The 18,127-nt window shown below is 58.4% G+C and carries 9 protein-coding genes; 7 read left to right on the top strand and 2 right to left on the bottom strand.

Annotation, left to right across the window (positions count from 1 at the left end):
- Positions 1 to 129 precede the first annotated feature (129 nt).
- The 5 genes from EV698_RS04915 to EV698_RS04895 are packed head-to-tail and all read left to right on the top strand — an operon-like array spanning position 130 to position 9,988.
- Positions 130 to 3,243: a helicase-related protein gene (locus EV698_RS04915; protein WP_239016209.1), complete on the top strand. Its 3,114-nt coding sequence runs from the start codon at positions 130 to 132 to the stop codon at positions 3,241 to 3,243.
- A complete protein-coding gene (locus EV698_RS04910) occupies positions 3,243 to 3,995 on the top strand; it encodes a DUF4391 domain-containing protein (protein WP_130503011.1) in 753 nt (250 codons plus the stop codon). The genes EV698_RS04915 and EV698_RS04910 overlap by 1 nt, the downstream gene beginning before the upstream one ends.
- Positions 3,996 to 4,013: 18 nt before the next feature.
- Complete coding sequence (locus tag EV698_RS04905; protein ID WP_130503010.1) at positions 4,014 to 5,897, top strand: site-specific DNA-methyltransferase; 1,884 nt, start codon at positions 4,014 to 4,016, stop codon at positions 5,895 to 5,897.
- A gap of 15 nt (positions 5,898 to 5,912) precedes the next feature.
- The gene (locus EV698_RS04900; protein WP_130503009.1) at positions 5,913 to 6,989 is read left to right on the top strand and encodes a virulence RhuM family protein; all 1,077 of its coding nucleotides are present in this window, start codon (positions 5,913 to 5,915) and stop codon (positions 6,987 to 6,989) included.
- A complete protein-coding gene (locus EV698_RS04895; RefSeq protein WP_130503008.1) occupies positions 6,986 to 9,988 on the top strand; it encodes a type III restriction-modification system endonuclease in 3,003 nt (1,000 codons plus the stop codon). The genes EV698_RS04900 and EV698_RS04895 overlap by 4 nt, the downstream gene beginning before the upstream one ends.
- A 309-nt stretch (positions 9,989 to 10,297) precedes the next feature.
- On the opposite strand, the gene EV698_RS04890 is transcribed toward EV698_RS04895, so the two are convergent.
- Both EV698_RS04890 and EV698_RS04885 read right to left on the bottom strand, forming a co-directional pair.
- Positions 10,298 to 13,579 carry a DUF3427 domain-containing protein gene (locus tag EV698_RS04890; RefSeq protein ID WP_130503007.1) on the bottom strand — a complete coding sequence of 1,094 codons (3,282 nt, stop codon included), beginning with the start codon at positions 13,577 to 13,579 and terminating at the stop codon, positions 10,298 to 10,300.
- Positions 13,580 to 13,594: 15 nt separating this feature from the next.
- Positions 13,595 to 14,224 (bottom strand): class I SAM-dependent methyltransferase, encoded by a 630-nt coding sequence (locus EV698_RS04885; RefSeq protein WP_130503006.1) that lies wholly within the window; start codon positions 14,222 to 14,224, stop codon positions 13,595 to 13,597.
- A gap of 84 nt (positions 14,225 to 14,308) precedes the next feature.
- Here EV698_RS04885 and EV698_RS04880 point away from each other — a divergent pair, with 84 nt between their 5' ends.
- Both EV698_RS04880 and EV698_RS04875 read left to right on the top strand, forming a co-directional pair.
- A complete protein-coding gene (locus EV698_RS04880) occupies positions 14,309 to 16,750 on the top strand; it encodes a DNA/RNA helicase domain-containing protein (RefSeq protein WP_130503005.1) in 2,442 nt (813 codons plus the stop codon).
- A gap of 127 nt (positions 16,751 to 16,877) precedes the next feature.
- Positions 16,878 to 17,975, top strand: coding sequence for a Fic family protein (locus EV698_RS04875; protein ID WP_239016208.1), 1,098 nt, complete (start codon positions 16,878 to 16,880; stop codon positions 17,973 to 17,975).
- Positions 17,976 to 18,127 lie beyond the last annotated feature (152 nt).

The following is an 18,127-nucleotide window of genomic DNA, read 5'->3' as shown; positions in this document are numbered from 1 at the left end:
GCTGAGATTAGATTGGACCTTGGGGGTGTGATGCTCATAGACAACCGAAGGCACGGCACAGTCCAAGAGGCATTGGATACCGGTATCAAGAAGGGAGGGAGGCTATCGTGCCTCTCTGGTGACTTCTCCGTGCACGCCTACTTCGCCGTGAAGCAGGCGTTAGAGCGCACGGCTCTAACGCGGCTGCTATTGCCCGAACAGTCTGGTGAGGATCATCTGAGACTTGCAGTTTGTATCAATGACGGTGAGGCAGACCGACGACTACGAAACCGACTGGATACCGCTGCAGTCGCTCGTCGCTGTACCAAGTGGATTGAAGAACGAGCGGAGGTTCGCAGTACGAAGGCGACGCCAGCGCACAATTTGTTCTATGCCGGGAACGCGGACGGCACGAAGTTCGCTGTTCACGGCAGTTCCGCGCTGACGACTTCAGGGCTTGGCGTTGTGACTTCGAATGCCTATCTCATGAATACTCTGGTGCAGAGCGATGCGGAAGCCGCGCAGCTACTTGAGTGGTTCAACGCCATCTGGGACGAAGCGGCAGAGGGAGGCGATGCGAAGGCTTCCCTTTTGGATCATCTCCACGATTTGTACTCGACGAAGGCTCCGGAGCTCATCTACTTTCTGACCTTGCACAACCTATTCCAGGACTACCTGGGCGAGCTCGACGAAGAGAACATCATCAAAACCCGGACCGGCATCAAGGACACCCGGGTCTGGAATAAGCTGTATCGGTTCCAGAGAGACGGCGTGCTGGGAGCAATCGACAAGATCGAGCGCTTTAATGGATGCATCCTCGCCGACAGCGTCGGCCTCGGGAAGACGTTCGAGGCACTGGCGATCATTAAGTACTACGAGCTCCGCAACGACAGAGTTCTGGTTCTGGCTCCGAAGAAGCTGCGCGAGAACTGGGCCCTCTACACAGTCAACGATACCCGGAACCTGCTCGCGGAAGACCGATTCAACTTCGACGTTCTCAACCACACGGACCTCTCCCGAGAAGGAGGCATGTCCGGTGAGATCAACCTCGAGACCGTTAACTGGGGCAATTACGATCTTGTCGTCATCGATGAATCCCACAATTTCCGGAACAACCCGCCCCGGAAGGATGGGCTGACCCGCTACGGCCGACTGATGCGCGACATCATCCAGGCCGGTGTTAAGACGAAGGTCCTCATGCTTTCGGCCACACCGGTGAATAACCGGATGAACGACCTCAAGAACCAGATCGCCTTCATTACCGAGGGGCGCGATGACGCGCTCTATCCCGAGGGCATTGCGAGTATTGACACGACGCTCGGAAAAGCCCAGAGGCGCTTTAACGCCTGGTTACGTGAAAGCGACGAGCGCCGGAAGACGGGGCATCTTCTTGAGGCCTTGAACTTCGACTATTTCAGCCTTCTGGACAGACTGACGATCGCTCGGTCCCGTAAGCACATCGAGAAGTACTACGACATGGGCGAGATCGGCGCCTTCCCTCGGCGCCGGCCACCCAGGAACCTCTACCCGCCAATTGACCTGCAGGGGCAATTCCCGGAGCTTCGCGAAATCAATCGCGATATCCGGCGGCTCCACCTTAGCGCCTACGCTCCATTGCGCTACGTCCTCCCGGAGAAGCTCGAGGAGTACAGCCGGAAGTACGACATGCAGGTGTCCGGTGGCTCTATCTTTAAGCAGAAGGACCGCGAGGAAAGCCTGATTCATCTCATGCGGGTGAATATGCTCAAACGCATGGAGAGCTCCATCCACGCCTTTGCGCTGACGGTAGAGAAGCTTCTGGGTGGCGTCCGGGATCTGAAAGACAAGCTCGACAACCACGACGCCACAGACATCGAAGAGTGGAGTATTGAAGGCATCGAAGTGGAAGACGAAGCCTTCGACCCTTACCTGGTGGGGAACAAGGTCAAGGTGCTCATCCAGGATGTGGACCGCGTGCGCTGGCGGCAGGACCTCGAGGAAGATGAGGCGCAGCTTGTAAAACTTTTGCGTGAAGCACGGGACGTCTCCGCGGAGCGCGATGCCAAGCTGGAACAGCTCAAAGAGCAGGTGCGGGAGAAGGGGGCGAATCCCTTTAATCCGGGGAACAACAAAGTATTGGTGTTTACCGCGTTTGCTGATACCGCGGAGTACCTCTACGGGCAGATCGCCGATTGGGCGTTGGAAACACTGGGGCTGCGCGCAGGGAAGGTCACCGGGCACAGCCACGGTAATCGCAGCACCGTGCCGGGTCTTCGGCGCGACATCCCCTCCATCCTCACCGCATTCTCGCCCTTGTCGAAAGAGCGGGGCGCCGAGGGGCAACTAGAGATCGATATCCTCATTGCGACAGATTGCATCTCCGAGGGGCAGAATCTTCAGGACTGCGATTTCCTGGTGAACTACGACATTCACTGGAACCCGGTACGAATTATCCAACGCTTCGGCCGCATCGATCGACTTGGATCGAGAAACGAGGTGATCCAGCTCACGAACTTCTGGCCCAATTTGGAGTTGGATGAGTACATCGACCTGGAGGCCCGTGTCGCCGGGCGGATGGTGCTTCTGGATATCTCCGCCACCGGCGAAGAGAACGTCATAGAGTACGCCGAAGGCGACGCGATGAACGATCTGGAGTATCGCCGTCGCCAGCTCCACCAGCTTCAGAATGACGTACCCAGCATCGAAGACCTTTCTGATGGTATTTCCATCACGGACCTCACGCTCAATGACTACCGGATGGATCTGGGTGAATACCTCAAGCAGCACGGGGAGCAGCTCGAACGCATGTCGTTGGGGGCATTCGCCGTTACGACCATCGACGATCTCATCGAGAGCGAGGACTTGGGCCCCGGGGCGATCTTCTGCCTCCGCAACATGAACGCCCGCGTCCACGGTGACCCCACATACCCCTTGGCACCCCACTACCTTGTCTATGTGGGTGACAACGGCGAGGTACGGCTCAACTGCACGCATACGCGGCGCGTTCTGGACCAGTTGAAACGCCTGACCCTTGGGCGCAGCCGCCCGGACGAGCGCGCCGTCTCTCGGCTCAATCACGCGACAAGTGACGGTTGGGACATGGCCCACTACCGCGCGCTTCTGGCGCAGGCTGTGGCCGCCGTGACCGGCAAAGCCGAGGAGCGCGGAGTGGAGAGCTTGTTTGAGCCCGGCGGGACGGTGATCAGCCGTGATAGCTTCCAGGGGATGGACGACTTCGAAGTGGTGAGTTATCTGATCGTTCTGGACGGCGCTGGGGCCAACTGATGCTTCAAGTGTACGAACACCTCGCCTTGCCCGAGGCCGCTTACCTGGGAAAACGGGTGTACAAGAAGCTCTTCTTCGAGAACGCAGAACTATCAGCGGCGGACCGTCGGGCATTTACGGATGACGTGGAGACGGTGACCTGGCAGTACACCCTCAAGCCAAGCACGTTGCCTGTCAGCGTTTACCAGGACGACGAGCGGGATTATTCGGAGCTGGCGGTGATTGAGGTTGAGCTCCGAGATGCCAAGCGCGCTCAGCGCCTCGCCGAGATCATTCATCGGGCGATTCCGTACCCCCTGTTACTAATACTCATGCAAAGTAATGGGCTTGTGGTGAGCACGGCCCATAAGCGTGCCAGTCGAGCAGAACGTGGGGCGGTGGTGGCCGAAGAGATCCAAACTACCGCCTGGATGGATCACGAGGCGCCGGAGGCAATCGAACAGGCGTTTCTGCAAAGCCTGACGTTGCGCCAGCAGCCCCAGTCACATTACTACGCCCTATATGACGGTTGGCACCAGAGGCTGCTTGCTCTGGCCTGCGCTCGATTGAACGGCACCTTTCGCGTGCCTTCCCGACCCGAGCAGCAAAAGCAGCGACGCGAAACGCTGACCGAGTGCCACCGGTTGGAAGGGGAAATCTCCCGGCTGCGGGCCGAGATCAAGAAGGAAACCCGCTTCAACCGGCAGGTTGAGGTCAATACCCGTATCAAGCAGCTCGAACAACAGCTACAGCTAGCGACCGCCGGGCTATAAACGAGAGCAAGAGAGATCATGGATAAGCTGGACCCGAAGCAAGACGGCGCCTCGCCGGACATCGTTCAGGAAAACATCGACAAGCTCCGCGAACTGTTCCCCGATGCGTTCGCGGAAGGATCTGATCGGGATGGCTCGCGCTGGAAGGTGGATTTCGACGCCCTACGGCAGATTTTGGGCGACTATGTGGAGGATGAGCGCGAGCGTTACAGCTTTAGCTGGCACGGCAAGGCACGCGCCCGCCAGATTGCGCAGACTCCGTCCGCCGGGACCCTGCGCCCCTGCCCGGAGGAGTCGGTCAACTGGGACACCACTCAGAACCTGTTCATTGAGGGCGACAACCTAGAGGTGCTTAAGCTTCTTCAGAAGTCGTACCACAAGCAGGTGAAGATGATTTACATCGATCCGCCCTACAACACGGGCGGGGAGTTTATCTACCCCGACCGGTTTCAGGACAACCTGGACACCTACTTGCGCTACACGGGACAGATTGACGACCAAGGCTTTAAAGTTTCGGCCAACTCCGAGTCCTCCGGCCGGTATCACACCAACTGGCTGAACATGATGTACCCGCGACTGCGGCTAGCGCGCAACCTGCTTCGGGATGATGGGATTATATTCGTCTCGATAGATGATAATGAGATAGAAAATCTTAGAAAAATTATGGGAGAGATTTTTGGTGAAGAGAATGAAGTAGCTTGTGTCGTGTGGCAGCACAGCGTTCAACCTAAAGGATACAGCGGGATATTTTCTTTGCATCACAATTATGTTCTCTGCTTTAGGAAAAGCGATAACTTTCAGCTTCACTCGCTTCCTAGGTCTGAGGAAGATAATAAGAACTATTCGAATCCTGATGACGACTCAAATGGTGCTTGGCGAGCAGGGGACGTGAGGAACGCACTTTACCGACCTAACCTGATATATCAATTGACGACACCTTCTGGAAAAACGATAGATCCACCGGAGAATGGATGGCGGTGGAGTAAAGAAAAGATGGAGGAAAAGATAAAAAGCGGTGAAGTAGTTTTTTCTAAGGATGAAAGCCGAATTGTTAGAAAAATTTACCTATATAGACAAGAAGGACGACCGCCGGAGTCAATTTGGTTTGCTCGTGACGCCGGTACTACCCGTAAGGCCTCTGACGAGCTTAAGGCGTTGTTTGATGGAAAAGTCCCTTTTGACACAACGAAGCCGACAAGCCTCATTCTGCGCATGCTACAACTTGCCGGAGTCAAAGATGATGATCTTTGCCTTGATTTTTTTGCAGGATCTGGTTCGACAGCTCATGCTGTATTAAATCATCAAGCTGGACGCTTTCTTATGGTTCAGCTTCCTGAGCCAATAAATGAGGAGGTTCCGCACGGCAAAGCCGCAGCTTCACTTGGAATGAGTACGGTTGCTGAGGTGTGTAGAGAAAGAGTGCGCCGAGTTGTTGAACGCATAGATGTGGACAATGCTTCTGAGGGCGCGTCTTATCGACGTGACATGGGTTTCAAAGTGCTTAAGCTTAGTGCTAGCAATATTGTTCCTTGGGATCCGAAAGAAGATGAAATAGAGGCTTCCCTTTTTGGTAGCATCAACAGCATTAAGCCTAAACGAACGCAACGTGACGTACTCCACGAACTACTGCTTAAGTACGGCTTAGACCTAGCCGTACCTATCAAAGAGCGCGACATCGCCGGCAGAACGGTCTTCCTCATCGGTGCCGGAGCGCTGGTCGTCTGCCTGGCCGACGACGTCAATCTAGATGTGGTCAAGGGCATCGCGGCGCTTAAGGACGAGCTAACCCCCGAGGTGATGCGTGTCGTGTTCAAGGATGCGGGCTTTGCCGACGATGTGGTGAAGACCAATACCGTACAGATCCTGCGCCAAGCGGGCATCGAAGACGTAAAGAGTCTTTGATCGGGGAGAGATCGCATGAGTGAGGAAGGTAGCGAAAGGCCGGACGACGATGTCGCCTCGTCTAGAGGCGAGTTCTTCGTCTACCAGAGTGAGGATGGGTCGACCCGGGTCGAATGCCGTTTCGAGGATGACACCATCTGGTTGAGCCAGGCGCTCATTGCCGAGCTCTATCAGACCAGCAAACAGAACATCAGCCTGCACCTGCGGAACCTCTTGGAAGAAGGCGAGTTAGATCGCTCGGCAGTTATCAAGGATTACTTGACTACTGGACCGGACGGCAAGCGATACAGGGTTAAGCACTACAGTTTGGATGCCATTCTTGCCGTGGGCTATCGGGTGCGGAGTCAACGGGGTACCCAGTTCCGCCGTTGGGCCACGGACCGACTGCGGGAATACCTGATCAAGGGTTTCGCCATGGATGATGAGCGACTCAAGAACCCGCCCGGCCCTGGCGTGCCCGACTACTTCGACGAACTACTGGAACGCATCCGCGACATCCGCGCCAGCGAGCGTCGGATGTATCTGCGGGTGCGAGAGATATTTGCCTTGGCCGCGGACTATGAGCCCAGCGCCAAGGAAACCCAGCGCTTCTTCCAGCACGTCCAGAATAAGCTCCACTACGCGGCGACCGGCCAGACGGCGCCGGAGTTAATCCACAGACGTGCTGATCACGCTTCACCCAATATGGGGCTCACGAGCTGGAAGGGTGGGGAGGTTCGCTCAGCGGATGTGACTGTGGCAAAAAACTACCTCAATGCAGATGAAATCAACGAGCTGAACCGCATCGTCACCATGTGGCTGGACTTCGCCGAAGATCAGGCGAGGCGCCGCCGTCAGGTGTTCATCAACGACTGGCAGGAGAAGCTCGACCAGTTCCTGGAGTTCAATGACCGTGATGTCTTGAGTGGCCACGGGAGCGTGCGCAAGAGTGTGGCGGACCAGAAGGCTCGTGACGAATATGCCCAGTTCGATGAGCGGCGCCGCTCTCTGAAAGAAGCCAAGGGTGAGGAGGACACAATGCGAGCTTTGGAAGACCTGGCCCGCAAGGGAGCTCAGCTTAGTGGTGGTGACGCAGAAGAGAGTCAGAAATGAAGATTCAGTTTGATGGCAGTCTGGACTACCAGCGCGAGGCAATCGACGCCGTCACGCATTTGTTCGAAGGCCAGGAGGTGTGCCAGACCAACTTCACCGTCGCGCCGTTGCAGGGTGAGCCACAGATGGCCATGAATTTCGGCCAGGAGAGTGGTGATCTGGGAGTGGGAAACCGGCTTCGCCTCTTGGACGAAGATGTCTTGGAGAACGTGCGAGACATCCAACTCCGCAACGGTGTTGCCCCGTCGACCGAGCTAGATACGCTGGATTTCACGGTGGAGATGGAGACAGGCACGGGTAAGACGTATGTGTACCTGCGCTCGGTCTTCGAGCTGAATCATCGTTACGATTTTACTAAGTTCATCGTTGTGGTGCCGTCCGTGGCCATCAAGGAGGGCGTATATAAGTCACTCCAGATGACGGAGCCGCACTTCAAGGGCCTCTACGACAACACTCCGTTCGATTACTTCGTGTATGACTCACAGAAGCTCGGCCAGGTCCGCAACTTTGCCACCAGCGACACGATCCAGATCATGGTGATCAATATCGACGCCTTTCGGCGCAGTTTTGAGGACTCGGAGAAAGAGGACAAGGCGAATATTATCCATCGTCCTCACGACCGCATGACCGGTAACAAGCCCATCGAATTCATCCAGGCCACGAACCCCGTTGTCATTATCGACGAGCCTCAAAGTGTGGCGAGCACGGAGAAGAGCCGGGAGGCCATACGCTCGTTAAACCCGCTTTGCACGCTGCGGTACTCGGCGACTCATCTGGACAAGCACCATATGCTCTATCGGCTCGATTCGGTGGATGCCTACGAGCGCAAGCTCGTCAAGCAAATCGAGGTCTCTGGTATCGAAGTTCAGGATAGTCATAACAAGGCCTACGTGAAGCTGCTGGAGGTAGATAATCGCAAGAGCCCGATTCGCGCCAGGCTCGAGCTGGATCTGCTTCAGAAAGGCGGCAAAGTGGCGCGCAAGGCGAAGTGGGTGCGCAGTGGGGAAGATCTACTGGATACCAGTGGCGGCCGTAGCGTCTACGATGGTTACATCATCGAAGACATTTACTGCGAGCCGGGCAACGAGTACGTCAGCTTCACGAGCCAGCCGGACATTGTTCGTCTTGGCCAAGCCATCGGGCAGGTGGATGAGGATGAGTACAAACGGCTGCAGATCCGCAAGACCATCGAGGAGCACCTGGAGAAGGAGCTGAAGCTACAGCCTCGTGGTATCAAAGTGCTCAGCCTCTTCTTTATTGATCGCGTTGCCAACTACAAGACGTACGACGAGGACGGCAACCCTCAACCTGGAAAGTATGCCCGGATTTTCGAGGAGGAGTACCTGCGTGCTGCTCGAAAGCCCAAGTACCAGAGCCTGTTTGGTGAGGTGGATCTGGAAACTGAGGCCCGCGACGTGCACAACGGCTATTTCGCCCAAGATAAGAAGAAGGATGCCAAGGGGGAGGCGCGTCTGAAGGACTCCCGCGGCGAAGGGCAGACCCAAGCCGATGAAGGCGCCTATCAGCTTATTATGCAGGACAAGGAGCGGCTACTGAGCTTTGAGGTACGGCTCAAGTTTATCTTCTCCCACTCGGCTCTCAAGGAGGGGTGGGACAACCCGAACGTCTTCCAGATCTGCACGCTCAACGAGACGCAGTCCACCATGAAAAAACGCCAGGAGATCGGCCGAGGCCTTCGCCTGGCCGTAAACCAGGACGGTGAGCGGGTGCACGGCTTTGATGTTAATACGCTGACCGTCATGGCCAATGAGTCCTACGAGGACTTCGCTAAACAGCTCCAGTCCGAGATCGAAAGGGAGGAGGGCATTCGCTTTGGGGTTGTTGAGAAGCACATGTTCGCGGGAATCCCCGTGGAAACTCAGGAAGGTGAATCCGGTTACTTCGGGGTTGAAGCGTCAGAAACCGTCTGGGCCCACCTGCGTGATCAGGGCTATATCGACGCCAACGGCAAAGTGCAGGATGACCTGCGGCGGGATTTAAAGACTGGCGAAGTGTCACTCCCAGAGCAGGCGTCCGAGCACGCCGATTCAATTACCGCAGTGCTGCGTAAGTTGGCCGGTCGGCTACATATCCAGAACAAGGATGATCGGCGCCAGGTAAAGCTCAATAAAGCCGTCTACCTGAGTGATGACTTCAAGGCTCTCTGGGACCGAATCAAACACCACACGACCTATCGGGTGGACTTTGACGTACAAGCCTTGATAGAGCGGTGTGCCGAGGAGATTCGCGATAACCTTCGCGTGGGCAAAGCCCGTTTCGTGACGCGCACCGCCCGCCTGGATGTGACGCGAGGAGGCGTGGATGCTGAGGCGGTGAAAGAGACCCCCGCAACCTACGATGCCCGGGACTTCCAGCTACCCGATATCGTCGGCTTCCTGCAGAACGAGACGAACCTGACTCGGCGCACATTGGTGGAGATCCTGGTTCGGAGCGAGCGCCTGAGTGACTTCCGGGGTAACCCACAGAAGTTCGTTGAGCAGGTGCAGGAGATCATCCGCCGCCAAATGGAGCTGTTCATCGTGGATGGCATCAAGTATCAGAAGCTCGGCGACGATCAGTTCTACGCCCAAGAGCTGTTTGAACAGGAAGAACTGTTCGGGTATCTCAGTCGAAACATGATCGAGAGCGAGAAGTCCGTGTATGACCACGTGGTCTACGACTCCGACGTGGAGGCGAACTTCGCGGAGGCGTTCGAGCGCAACGACGAAATCAAGGTCTACGCCAAATTGCCACCCTGGTTCCATATCGATACACCGCTCGGTGCGTACAATCCGGATTGGGCAGTCGTAGTCGATACTGATGGCCAAGAACGCCTGTACTTCGTCGTGGAGTCGAAAGGGAGTCTCTTCTACGATGCGCTACGCCCGACGGAGAAGGCGAAGATCAAGTGCGGTGAGGCGCATTTCGAAGCACTGGGCAACGAGGTCGAGTTCAGAGTTGACGACAATTATGCGAGCTTTTCGGAGAGATTTTCATAAGTCGAGTTTCTATAAAGCGATAATCAGTTGAGGGGGAGCGCTGTCTGTCAAGGTAGGTGTCGCTTAAAAGAGAAGCTTACGGAACCAACCGCTCGTCCAGTGGCATGCTGCTAAGACGCAGCTCGCCATCCAGTTCGAAGACCGGTTTATCCTTGAAGCCTGAAATCAATGGAGCGGCTCACACACAAAAATCTCCACAGACCCCAGCCAAGCGGCAAAATGATCTACTGGACGTCTTAAAATAGAAAGCATCAGCTACCGAGAGCAGTCATTTCGACCGTATTTCAGCTCCGAAACGGCCTATCGCTTCTACGACATCAGCCGAAACCTCACACCCATTGGCTTCTCCCCCTCATGCGATAGATACTCCACCTCTCCGATATAGCGGAATGGTGCAGCTCGGCCGTCTGGTCCTAGACCATGCTCACGCACAAACAAATGGATCCGCGTTGCTCGCTTGGATTGCTCGACGATTTCTAGCCCGCGCTTGTCTCTAGGTGTAGTCCGGTTCTGGCTCTGCCAATGGAAGGTGTGATCGTCGATGAAGTGATCCAGGTACCGGTGTTCAGTCTGCTTGCCCTGCTTGTTGAGCGTTACCAGCAGGATATGAGTTCGATCAGGCAGCACTACGTGGCCAGTCTCCCAGATGGCCGCATTGAAGACCTCACCGAAAAGCGGTGGGATCTCTTGGCGGTAATAGTTTTGCCCCTTCGCCATTGCGAGTGGGTCTAGGATCTCCTTCAGTCGCGCGAAGGTGCGCATGGATTCGTCTGCGGGGAGATCCTCATACTCTGGATTCCGGGCTCGTAGCCAATACTGCCCATCGCCATTCTTAACGACTTCGCGCAACAGGTACTGCGTATCACCGGCCTCGTCGCCACGCTCCAACGCCAGCGTTGAGCCGGTGATTGAGCCAGCGGATGTCGGGGTGGCCCATTCCATCAGCAGGTAATCACCATCCTGAATGGGATGCTTGCCGCCGTTCATCGAGTCACCGCGGGCCCGGGCGACGAAGTGGCGCTCGGGATCAATACGCCCAACGCCCGCAGGCACGCCGATCTGCTCCGGTTCCTCGGGATTGCTTGTACGAAAGTGCCCGCAGGCGATTTGCAGATCCGGGTAGTAGGGGAGCGTTGATTGATGCTGTCCGCCTGGAAACGCAATGACCGTAGTGCCGCCTGTATCACCTTTCTTGGGCCGATACTGCGCGAGCCGATAGTCCACCAACTCCTGAACCATATCGGTAAACGTCGCTTTATCGACCTGGCCATCCAACGCGAAGTTAGGGCGAAAGTGGTCGCGCTCGACAACAAACCAGCGATCAACCTCCGGTCCCTTATCTCCCTTGGTCCAGAAGTAGATCGGGTTCTTGCGCCACTCTCGGGCGAGGCTCTCGCTATCAAGTGCGTCAGTCGACTGCAGGGCCTGGGGCAGATCGGCGAGAAGAGTGGGCCGTCGGTGGAAGATTCGGGCGGACGCCGCGGTGAGTGCCTCCAACGTCGGCGGTATGGTGAACCCGTCGATCTCTAACAGCGCCTCCAGCAGCACCATCTTGTACGACTTGGTCATCGCCGTGGTCTCGACCTCGCGCAGGAAGTTACCGTGCGCGGTCACACAATGCGCCTCTGCCTCGGTCAGCTCGCCTTTGCTGTCGACGAACGCCCACCAGTGCCCGGCGCTGTCGCGCAGCTTCTTCAGACTAAGACCGGCACGATAGGCCTCGGTCGCCGTCGGGCGACGGCCAAGGGCGGCCCGCAGATTCTCGAATTCCTCTCCCGCATTGCCGGGAATCAGGCTTTCAAGGAATTCGATGAACTGCAGGTCGTAGTTGGCGAAGCACCCGGGCGGCAGCTCGAGCGTGTTGTTGCGGTAGGCCTTGGTAAATCCGCGTAAACCGTCACCTGTGGTCTCGCTCTTGAACAAGGCCTGCGGGCGGTTCAGAAACGCGCGATGGTTGCCCACGAAGTCCAGGACGATCAGGTGGTCTTTGCCGTCGGCCCGGCGCAGCCCACGGCCGATTTGTTGCAGAAAGAGCACCGGCGATTCGGTGGGTCGTAGCAGCAGGACGGTATCCACCACCGGGATATCCACGCCCTCGCTGAATAGATCCACCGAGAAGACCACCGCGAGACGGCCATCGGTTAGGTGCTCGATGGCCTCATCACGGCTGGTCGCCGAGGTGCCATGAACAGAGACTGCCGATACCCCGGCACGCTGGAAATAATCGGCCATAAAGTCCGCATGCCGACGTGAGCCACAGAAGGCGAGGGTGCGCTGACCGGCCTTCTCGCGCCATTCGCGCAGGTTATGGCGAGCTCGGCCTCGGGTGGCCAATTGGTTTTCGAGGGCCTGCTCCTCGAACTGGCGATTCCGCCAGGGCAATGACTGGTAGTCGATGGTCTCATCGAGGATGCCGTAATAATGGAATGGGCAGAGCAGCGACGCCCGAATCCCATCGAACAGGTCCGCGCTATAGACGAGATTATCGTCGCAGAGCGACAGGATATTGGCCTGGTCGGCACGATCCGGCGTCGCCGTCAGACCCAGCAAGAAGGTGGGCGCGAAATGCTGCAGTAAACGACGATAGGTGCCGGCGGCCGCGTGGTGGAATTCGTCGATAATGATGTATTCGAACGCGTCGGGATCGAACTGCGCTAGGTGGTGCGCCTGATGCAGCGTCTGGACTGAGGCGAACAGCATATCGGCATTCGTGTCGCGCTCATTACCCTGGTAGCGACCGATCTGCGCCTTCGGGAAAACGCGCTGGAACGTGGCCTCCGCCTGCAGCAGGATTTCGGCGCGATGGGCGACGAACAGCACACGGCCTGCGCCGGCCTGCGCGGCATCGAATGCGGCGAGGTAGGTCTTGCCGAGGCCCGTGGCCATTACCACCAAGCCCCGGGCGTGGCCCGCCTCGCGGGAGGTTCGCAGGGCGGCTAGGGCCTCGACTTGCGTCGAGGTCGGATCGGGCGGGGGGAGTTCATGATCATCACTGCCCGGTGCGATCGCTGGGCGGTCCACAGGACGCCGCCGCTCATACCCCTCGATCCATGCGTAATCCAGTACACGTGCCTCATCGGCGGTGAAGATCGCCTGGAATGCCTCGCGGATCTCGGCAAGCCGCGCTTCCCCGGCGGCATCGGGCTCCTCGACCCGGTAGTTCCACTCGAGACCGGCGGTGAGCGCCTCGCGGCTGATATTGCTCGAGCCAATGAATGCCTCACCCCGATGGCCACCCTCGCGGGTAAAGATATAGGCCTTGAGATGAAAGCTCCTGCCGTGAGTCTCGAATACCCGCACATCGGCGCCACGCTCGGCCAACAGCATTAAGTTGCGGAGAGCTTGGCCGTCGGTCACGCCTAGGTAATCGCTGGTGATAATCCGAATGCGGACCGGGGCTTCCTGGTTGCAGCGCTCGCTGAGGGCGTTGAAGATCAGGGCGAGCCCGCTGCTTTTGATAAACGAGACCGCCAGCTCAATCTCGGAGGCGTGACGGATCGAGGTCAGCAGCTGCGGCAGCAGCGGATCATCGGCACCGCCGCGGATTAGCCGGGGGAGGGGCGTTGCTGCCGAAGGGGCGTGCTCGGCCATGAGCGTTCTATTTCCTTATGCCGGATCGGTGTTTTGGTCGGTCTCGCTGGGGCGTTGCAAGCAAATCGTCTCCCAAGTGACCGCAGCACGGCCCTGCAGGTCAAGCGGTTGGGGTACCTGCGCTTTGAGGTTAATGTTGGCCAGGCCTTCGCGAGCGCCAAGATCGACGACTTCGTTGTGACTCACTGGGTAGAAAGCCCGCTCACCATCACCCGGTCCATGTCGCAATGTCAGGTAGAGGACGCCCCCTGGCGTTAGCAGATCGGCTAGCGTCCTGAGCGACTGCTGCCGCCGCCCGGGCGGTACATGCATCCACACCGCAGATAGCAGGATCAGGTTGAAACGCTCTGAAAGCGCGCAGCTCCGGTTCAGATCCGGCAGCTGATCATCCATCCACTGAACCGACTGGCCCTGGGTATAAGCCTCACCCAGTTCCCGCAGCCGCCGCGCTGGTTCCACTGCCACCACTTCCCAGCCTCGCTGCGCCAGCGCGAGCGCATCGCGCCCGGAACCCGCACCAACATCCAGCGCCGTCCCCGGCGTGCTGGGCAGCAGGGGCATCAGCGCCGCATGCACCGCCTCGAAATCCAGCGCGTTGTAGCGCTCGAAAAGCGTCTCTGCGTTTTCCGAGTAGAAATCAGCCATGGCCCTGTCCCTGGTGCTTGCCCCGACAGGATGTATCGTCTGCAATGCATTTGACCAGACATAAGGCCGGTTCAAAGGAGCAGGATGCTCGTCTACACCAGTGATAAACCCGGGTTTCTGCGCGATGTGGGGGACAACCGCATCGCCGAGCGGATCCTGGCGGCCATGCAGCGAACCGGGCAGGGCGGCGTCGGCGACAGCGAGCGCAAGTCCTGGGAGGAATCGCTGCTGCGCATGAAAAACGTCCTCGAGGGCCCGACGATCCCCGATGACGCGGGCATTGCCATCGAATACCGCATCCCGCAGACCTCGAAGCGCGTCGATATAATCGTCTCCGGCAGTGACGAGCACGATCAGGCCGTCTGCGTCATCGTCGAGCTCAAGCAGTGGAGTGACGTCACCGCGACGTCAAAGGACGCCATCGTGCGGACCTGGCTCGGCGGCCGCGAGCGCGAGACCACCCATCCGTCCTACCAGGCCTGGAGCTACGCCTCGCTGCTTCGGGACTTCAATGCCACCGTCGAGGACGAGGCTGTTCGGCTGGCGCCCTGTGTCTACCTGCACAATTGTGTTGAACGCGATGGAGTCTGCGACGAGCACTACCGCGAGCATCTCGATCGGGCCCCGGTCTTTCTCAAACACGATCCGCGGCGGCTGCGGGATTTCATCGGCCGTTACGTAAAAACCGGCGACCGGAACCAGACGCTCTATCGCATCGAGCATGGCGAGATCCGGCCCTCCCGCGATCTGGCGGCCTCGCTGTCCAGTCTCTTGCGCGGCCATCGGGAATTCCTGATGATCGACGACCAGAAGCTCGCCTACGAGGCGGCGCTCGAGGTGGTCGGGCTGGCGCGGACGGGCGGCAAGCAGGTCCTGATCGTAGAGGGCGGGCCCGGCACCGGCAAATCCGTGGTCGCCATCAACCTGCTCGTCGAACTCATCAACCGCGAGTGCACAACGCACTACGTCACGACCAACCGGGCGCCGCGCCAGGTCTACCAGGCACGGCTGACCGGCACGATGCGCAAAAACCGGTTCGATAACCTCTTCAAGGGCTCGGCCAGCTACGACGCCGCCGCCGACGATGAAATGGATGCCCTGGTGGTGGACGAGGCGCATCGCCTCGTGGAGCGCTCGCAGTACCAGAAGGCCGGCACGAACCAGATCCGCGACATCATCCGCGCAGCAAAGGCGAGCATCTTTTTCATCGACGAGGACCAGCAGGTCACCTGGGCGGATACCGGATCGATCGACGAGATCCGGGACTGGGCCGAGCGGGCGGGCGCGACTCTGCAGCGCGTCGTCCTGCAGTCACAGTTCCGCTGCAACGGGTCCGATGGCTACCTGGCGTGGCTGGACCAGTTACTCGGTATCCGCCCGACGGCCCAGGACGATCTGCAGGACGTCCCCTATCACTTCGAGGTCGTGGACTCGCCGAGTGCGCTCAAGGACCGGATCTTCGAGCTCGACCGCGCCGGCAGTAAGGCCCGACTGGTCGCCGGTTATTGCTGGGACTGGGTTAGCAAAAAGACCGCCGGCGCCGTTGATATCGAGTTCCCGGGGGAAGACTTCGCCATGGCCTGGAACCTCGTAGAGGATGAGGGCCGATACCTCGAAAAACCCCATTCCATTGACCAGGTCGGCTGCATCCACACCGTCCAGGGCCTGGAAATGGACTATGTGGGCGTGATCATCGGTCCTGACCTGGTGGTGCGGGACGGCCGTGTCGTCACGCAGCCGGGTGAACGCGCGAAAACGGATCGGTCGCTGCGCGGCTACAAGACCGCGTTCGCCAACGACCCCGCCGCCGCGACCGCAAAGGCCGACCGGATCATACGCAACACCTACCGCACGCTGATGAGTCGAGGCATGAAGGGGTGCTTCGTGTATTGCACCGACCGGGAGACGCAGGACTGGTTTGCTGCGCGTGCCGCCGAGGCGATCGCGCGGCCGGCACCGGCGCGTAACGGGGAAGGCGGCCAGACGGCGAATAATCCCGGCGCTGACAGTGAATCCGACCCCGCGGGGCTGGATTTTCTTGACGCTGACGCCGTCACACCCGCCGATAACGCGGTTCCGTTCGTTGAAATGAAGGCCGCGGCGGGTGCCTTTGCCGAGTCTCCCGTCCACCAGTCCCGACCCGTAGAGTCTGATCAACGGGTGGTGCTGCCCGAGGCCTTCAACGCGAAGACCGACCATTTCGTTATGCGGGTTGTCGGCGAGTCCATGAACCGGTCCATCCCCAACGGCTCTCTCTGCCTGTTCCGCGCTAATCCGGCCGGGACGCGTGAGGGCAGGATCGTGCTTGTGCAGCATCGAGATATCCAGGACGCGGAGACGCAGAGCGGCCTGACCGTCAAGCGCTATCACAGCGAGAAGACGCAAACCGAAGACGGCTGGCGGCACGCCCGCATCGTGCTGCGCTGTGAAACCAATGCCCCCGGATACGAAGACATCGTTTTCGAGGCCGAGGACGATATCGGGGATCTGCGTGTGCTGGCGGAACTGGTGGCGATCATTGAATAGGGCTTCGCGGCCGACGAGATGCTACTCAAGATCGCCGGATTGTGAGAACGTCGCGGATGACCTGCTCAATAATCGCGATTTTTGAGCAGGAAGCAAGCGACTGCCAGAGTTGGCGATGGGGTTAGTGATGGATGAATACTTTCCGCCGATTCAGGGCCTCGAGACGTTACCGGTGATGCGTGCCCTGGTGGCTGCCCATCGGCGTCTGGCAGAGCTGAAAGGGGTGGCGAAGACGATCCCCAATGAAGACCTGCTCATCTCTACGCTCTCCCTGCAAGAGGCGCAGAGTAGTTCCGAGATCGAGAACATCATCACGACGCAGGATGCCCTTTACCGCCAACAGGTCCAGCCGGAGCAGGCTGATCCAGCGAGTAAAGAGGTGGCGCGCTATGTCGATGGTTTGCAGGCCGGACTCCACGCAGTGCGCGGCACGGGGTTGCTAACAGTCAATACGATTCTGGAAATCCAGGCCGTTCTGGAGGGCAACACCGCGGGCTTTCGCAAGACCCCGGGGACGGTGCTCCAGAATCAACAGACCGGCGAGGTGGTTTACCAGCCCCCATCGCCGGAGCGCTTGCCTGACCTGATGTCGCAGCTTGAGCGCTATCTGCATGAAGAGGCACCGCCGGACCCGCTGATCCGAATGGCGGTCGTCCATCATCAGTTCGAAACTATTCAGCCATTCTACGACGGTAATGGCCGCACCGGACGGATTATTGATGTGCTGTCACTGGTTCGCGACGGTCTTCTGGATTCACCGATCCTTTATCTCAGCCGCTATATCAGCCAGACCAAGGCGCGTTACTACGCCGAATTACAGCACGTCCGTAATACCGGTGAATGGGAAGGCTGGCTCGTCTATCTGTTACGGGGAGTTGCCGTTACAGCGGCGCATACGACCCGGCTGGTCGAGGCGATTGGCAGTCTGTTGCAAAGCCATAAACACCTCGTTCGAGACCGTCATCGTTTCTACAGCCAGGACCTCATTAACAACATCTTTCGGCACCCTTACACCAAGGTCGCTTTTGTCGAGCATGATCTGGGTGTCTCACGGGCGACGGCAACCCGGTATCTGGATGCGCTGGCAGCGGACGGGATTCTGGATAAGCAAAGGCTCGGGCGGGAGAACTACTACATCAATCGCGGACTTACGTCGCTACTATTCAATCTCCCACCGCTGGAGGATGCCGAGGGCGACAGTAGCGGCCCAACGGGCCCCCGGTAACACCAACGCTAGCTGCGCGGATTCCGTCCCGTTCGGGCCAGTGCTCAGGCATCCCAATCCTTTCCGATTACGGTTCATCTCACTGACAGGCGCCGCGTGCTCTACTATTCGCAGAAATTAGACAGGAGCCGGGGATGGCGAGACTGAAAGGG

The organism is Spiribacter vilamensis (assembly GCF_004217415.1).
In the GTDB taxonomy this organism is placed as follows: Bacteria; Pseudomonadota; Gammaproteobacteria; order Nitrococcales; family Nitrococcaceae; genus Spiribacter; species Spiribacter vilamensis.
The sequence above is the reverse complement of the archived record's forward strand: the minus strand, read 5'-3'. Positions and strand labels throughout refer to the sequence as shown.

What these genes read in the sequence shown, in the direction of transcription:
- EV698_RS04905 (WP_130503010.1), top strand. Translation starts at nt 4,014, where the DNA reads ATGGATAAGCTGGACCCGAAGCAAGACGGCGCCTCGCCGGACATCGTT.
- EV698_RS04890 (WP_130503007.1), bottom strand. Translation starts at nt 13,579, where the DNA reads ATGGCCGAGCACGCCCCTTCGGCAGCAACGCCCCTCCCCCGGCTAATC.
- EV698_RS04895 (WP_130503008.1), top strand. Translation starts at nt 6,986, where the DNA reads ATGAAGATTCAGTTTGATGGCAGTCTGGACTACCAGCGCGAGGCAATC.
- EV698_RS04885 (WP_130503006.1), bottom strand. Translation starts at nt 14,224, where the DNA reads ATGGCTGATTTCTACTCGGAAAACGCAGAGACGCTTTTCGAGCGCTAC.
- EV698_RS04880 (WP_130503005.1), top strand. Translation starts at nt 14,309, where the DNA reads ATGCTCGTCTACACCAGTGATAAACCCGGGTTTCTGCGCGATGTGGGG.
- EV698_RS04875 (WP_239016208.1), top strand. Translation starts at nt 16,878, where the DNA reads ATGGATGAATACTTTCCGCCGATTCAGGGCCTCGAGACGTTACCGGTG.
- EV698_RS04900 (WP_130503009.1), top strand. Translation starts at nt 5,913, where the DNA reads ATGAGTGAGGAAGGTAGCGAAAGGCCGGACGACGATGTCGCCTCGTCT.
- EV698_RS04910 (WP_130503011.1), top strand. Translation starts at nt 3,243, where the DNA reads ATGCTTCAAGTGTACGAACACCTCGCCTTGCCCGAGGCCGCTTACCTG.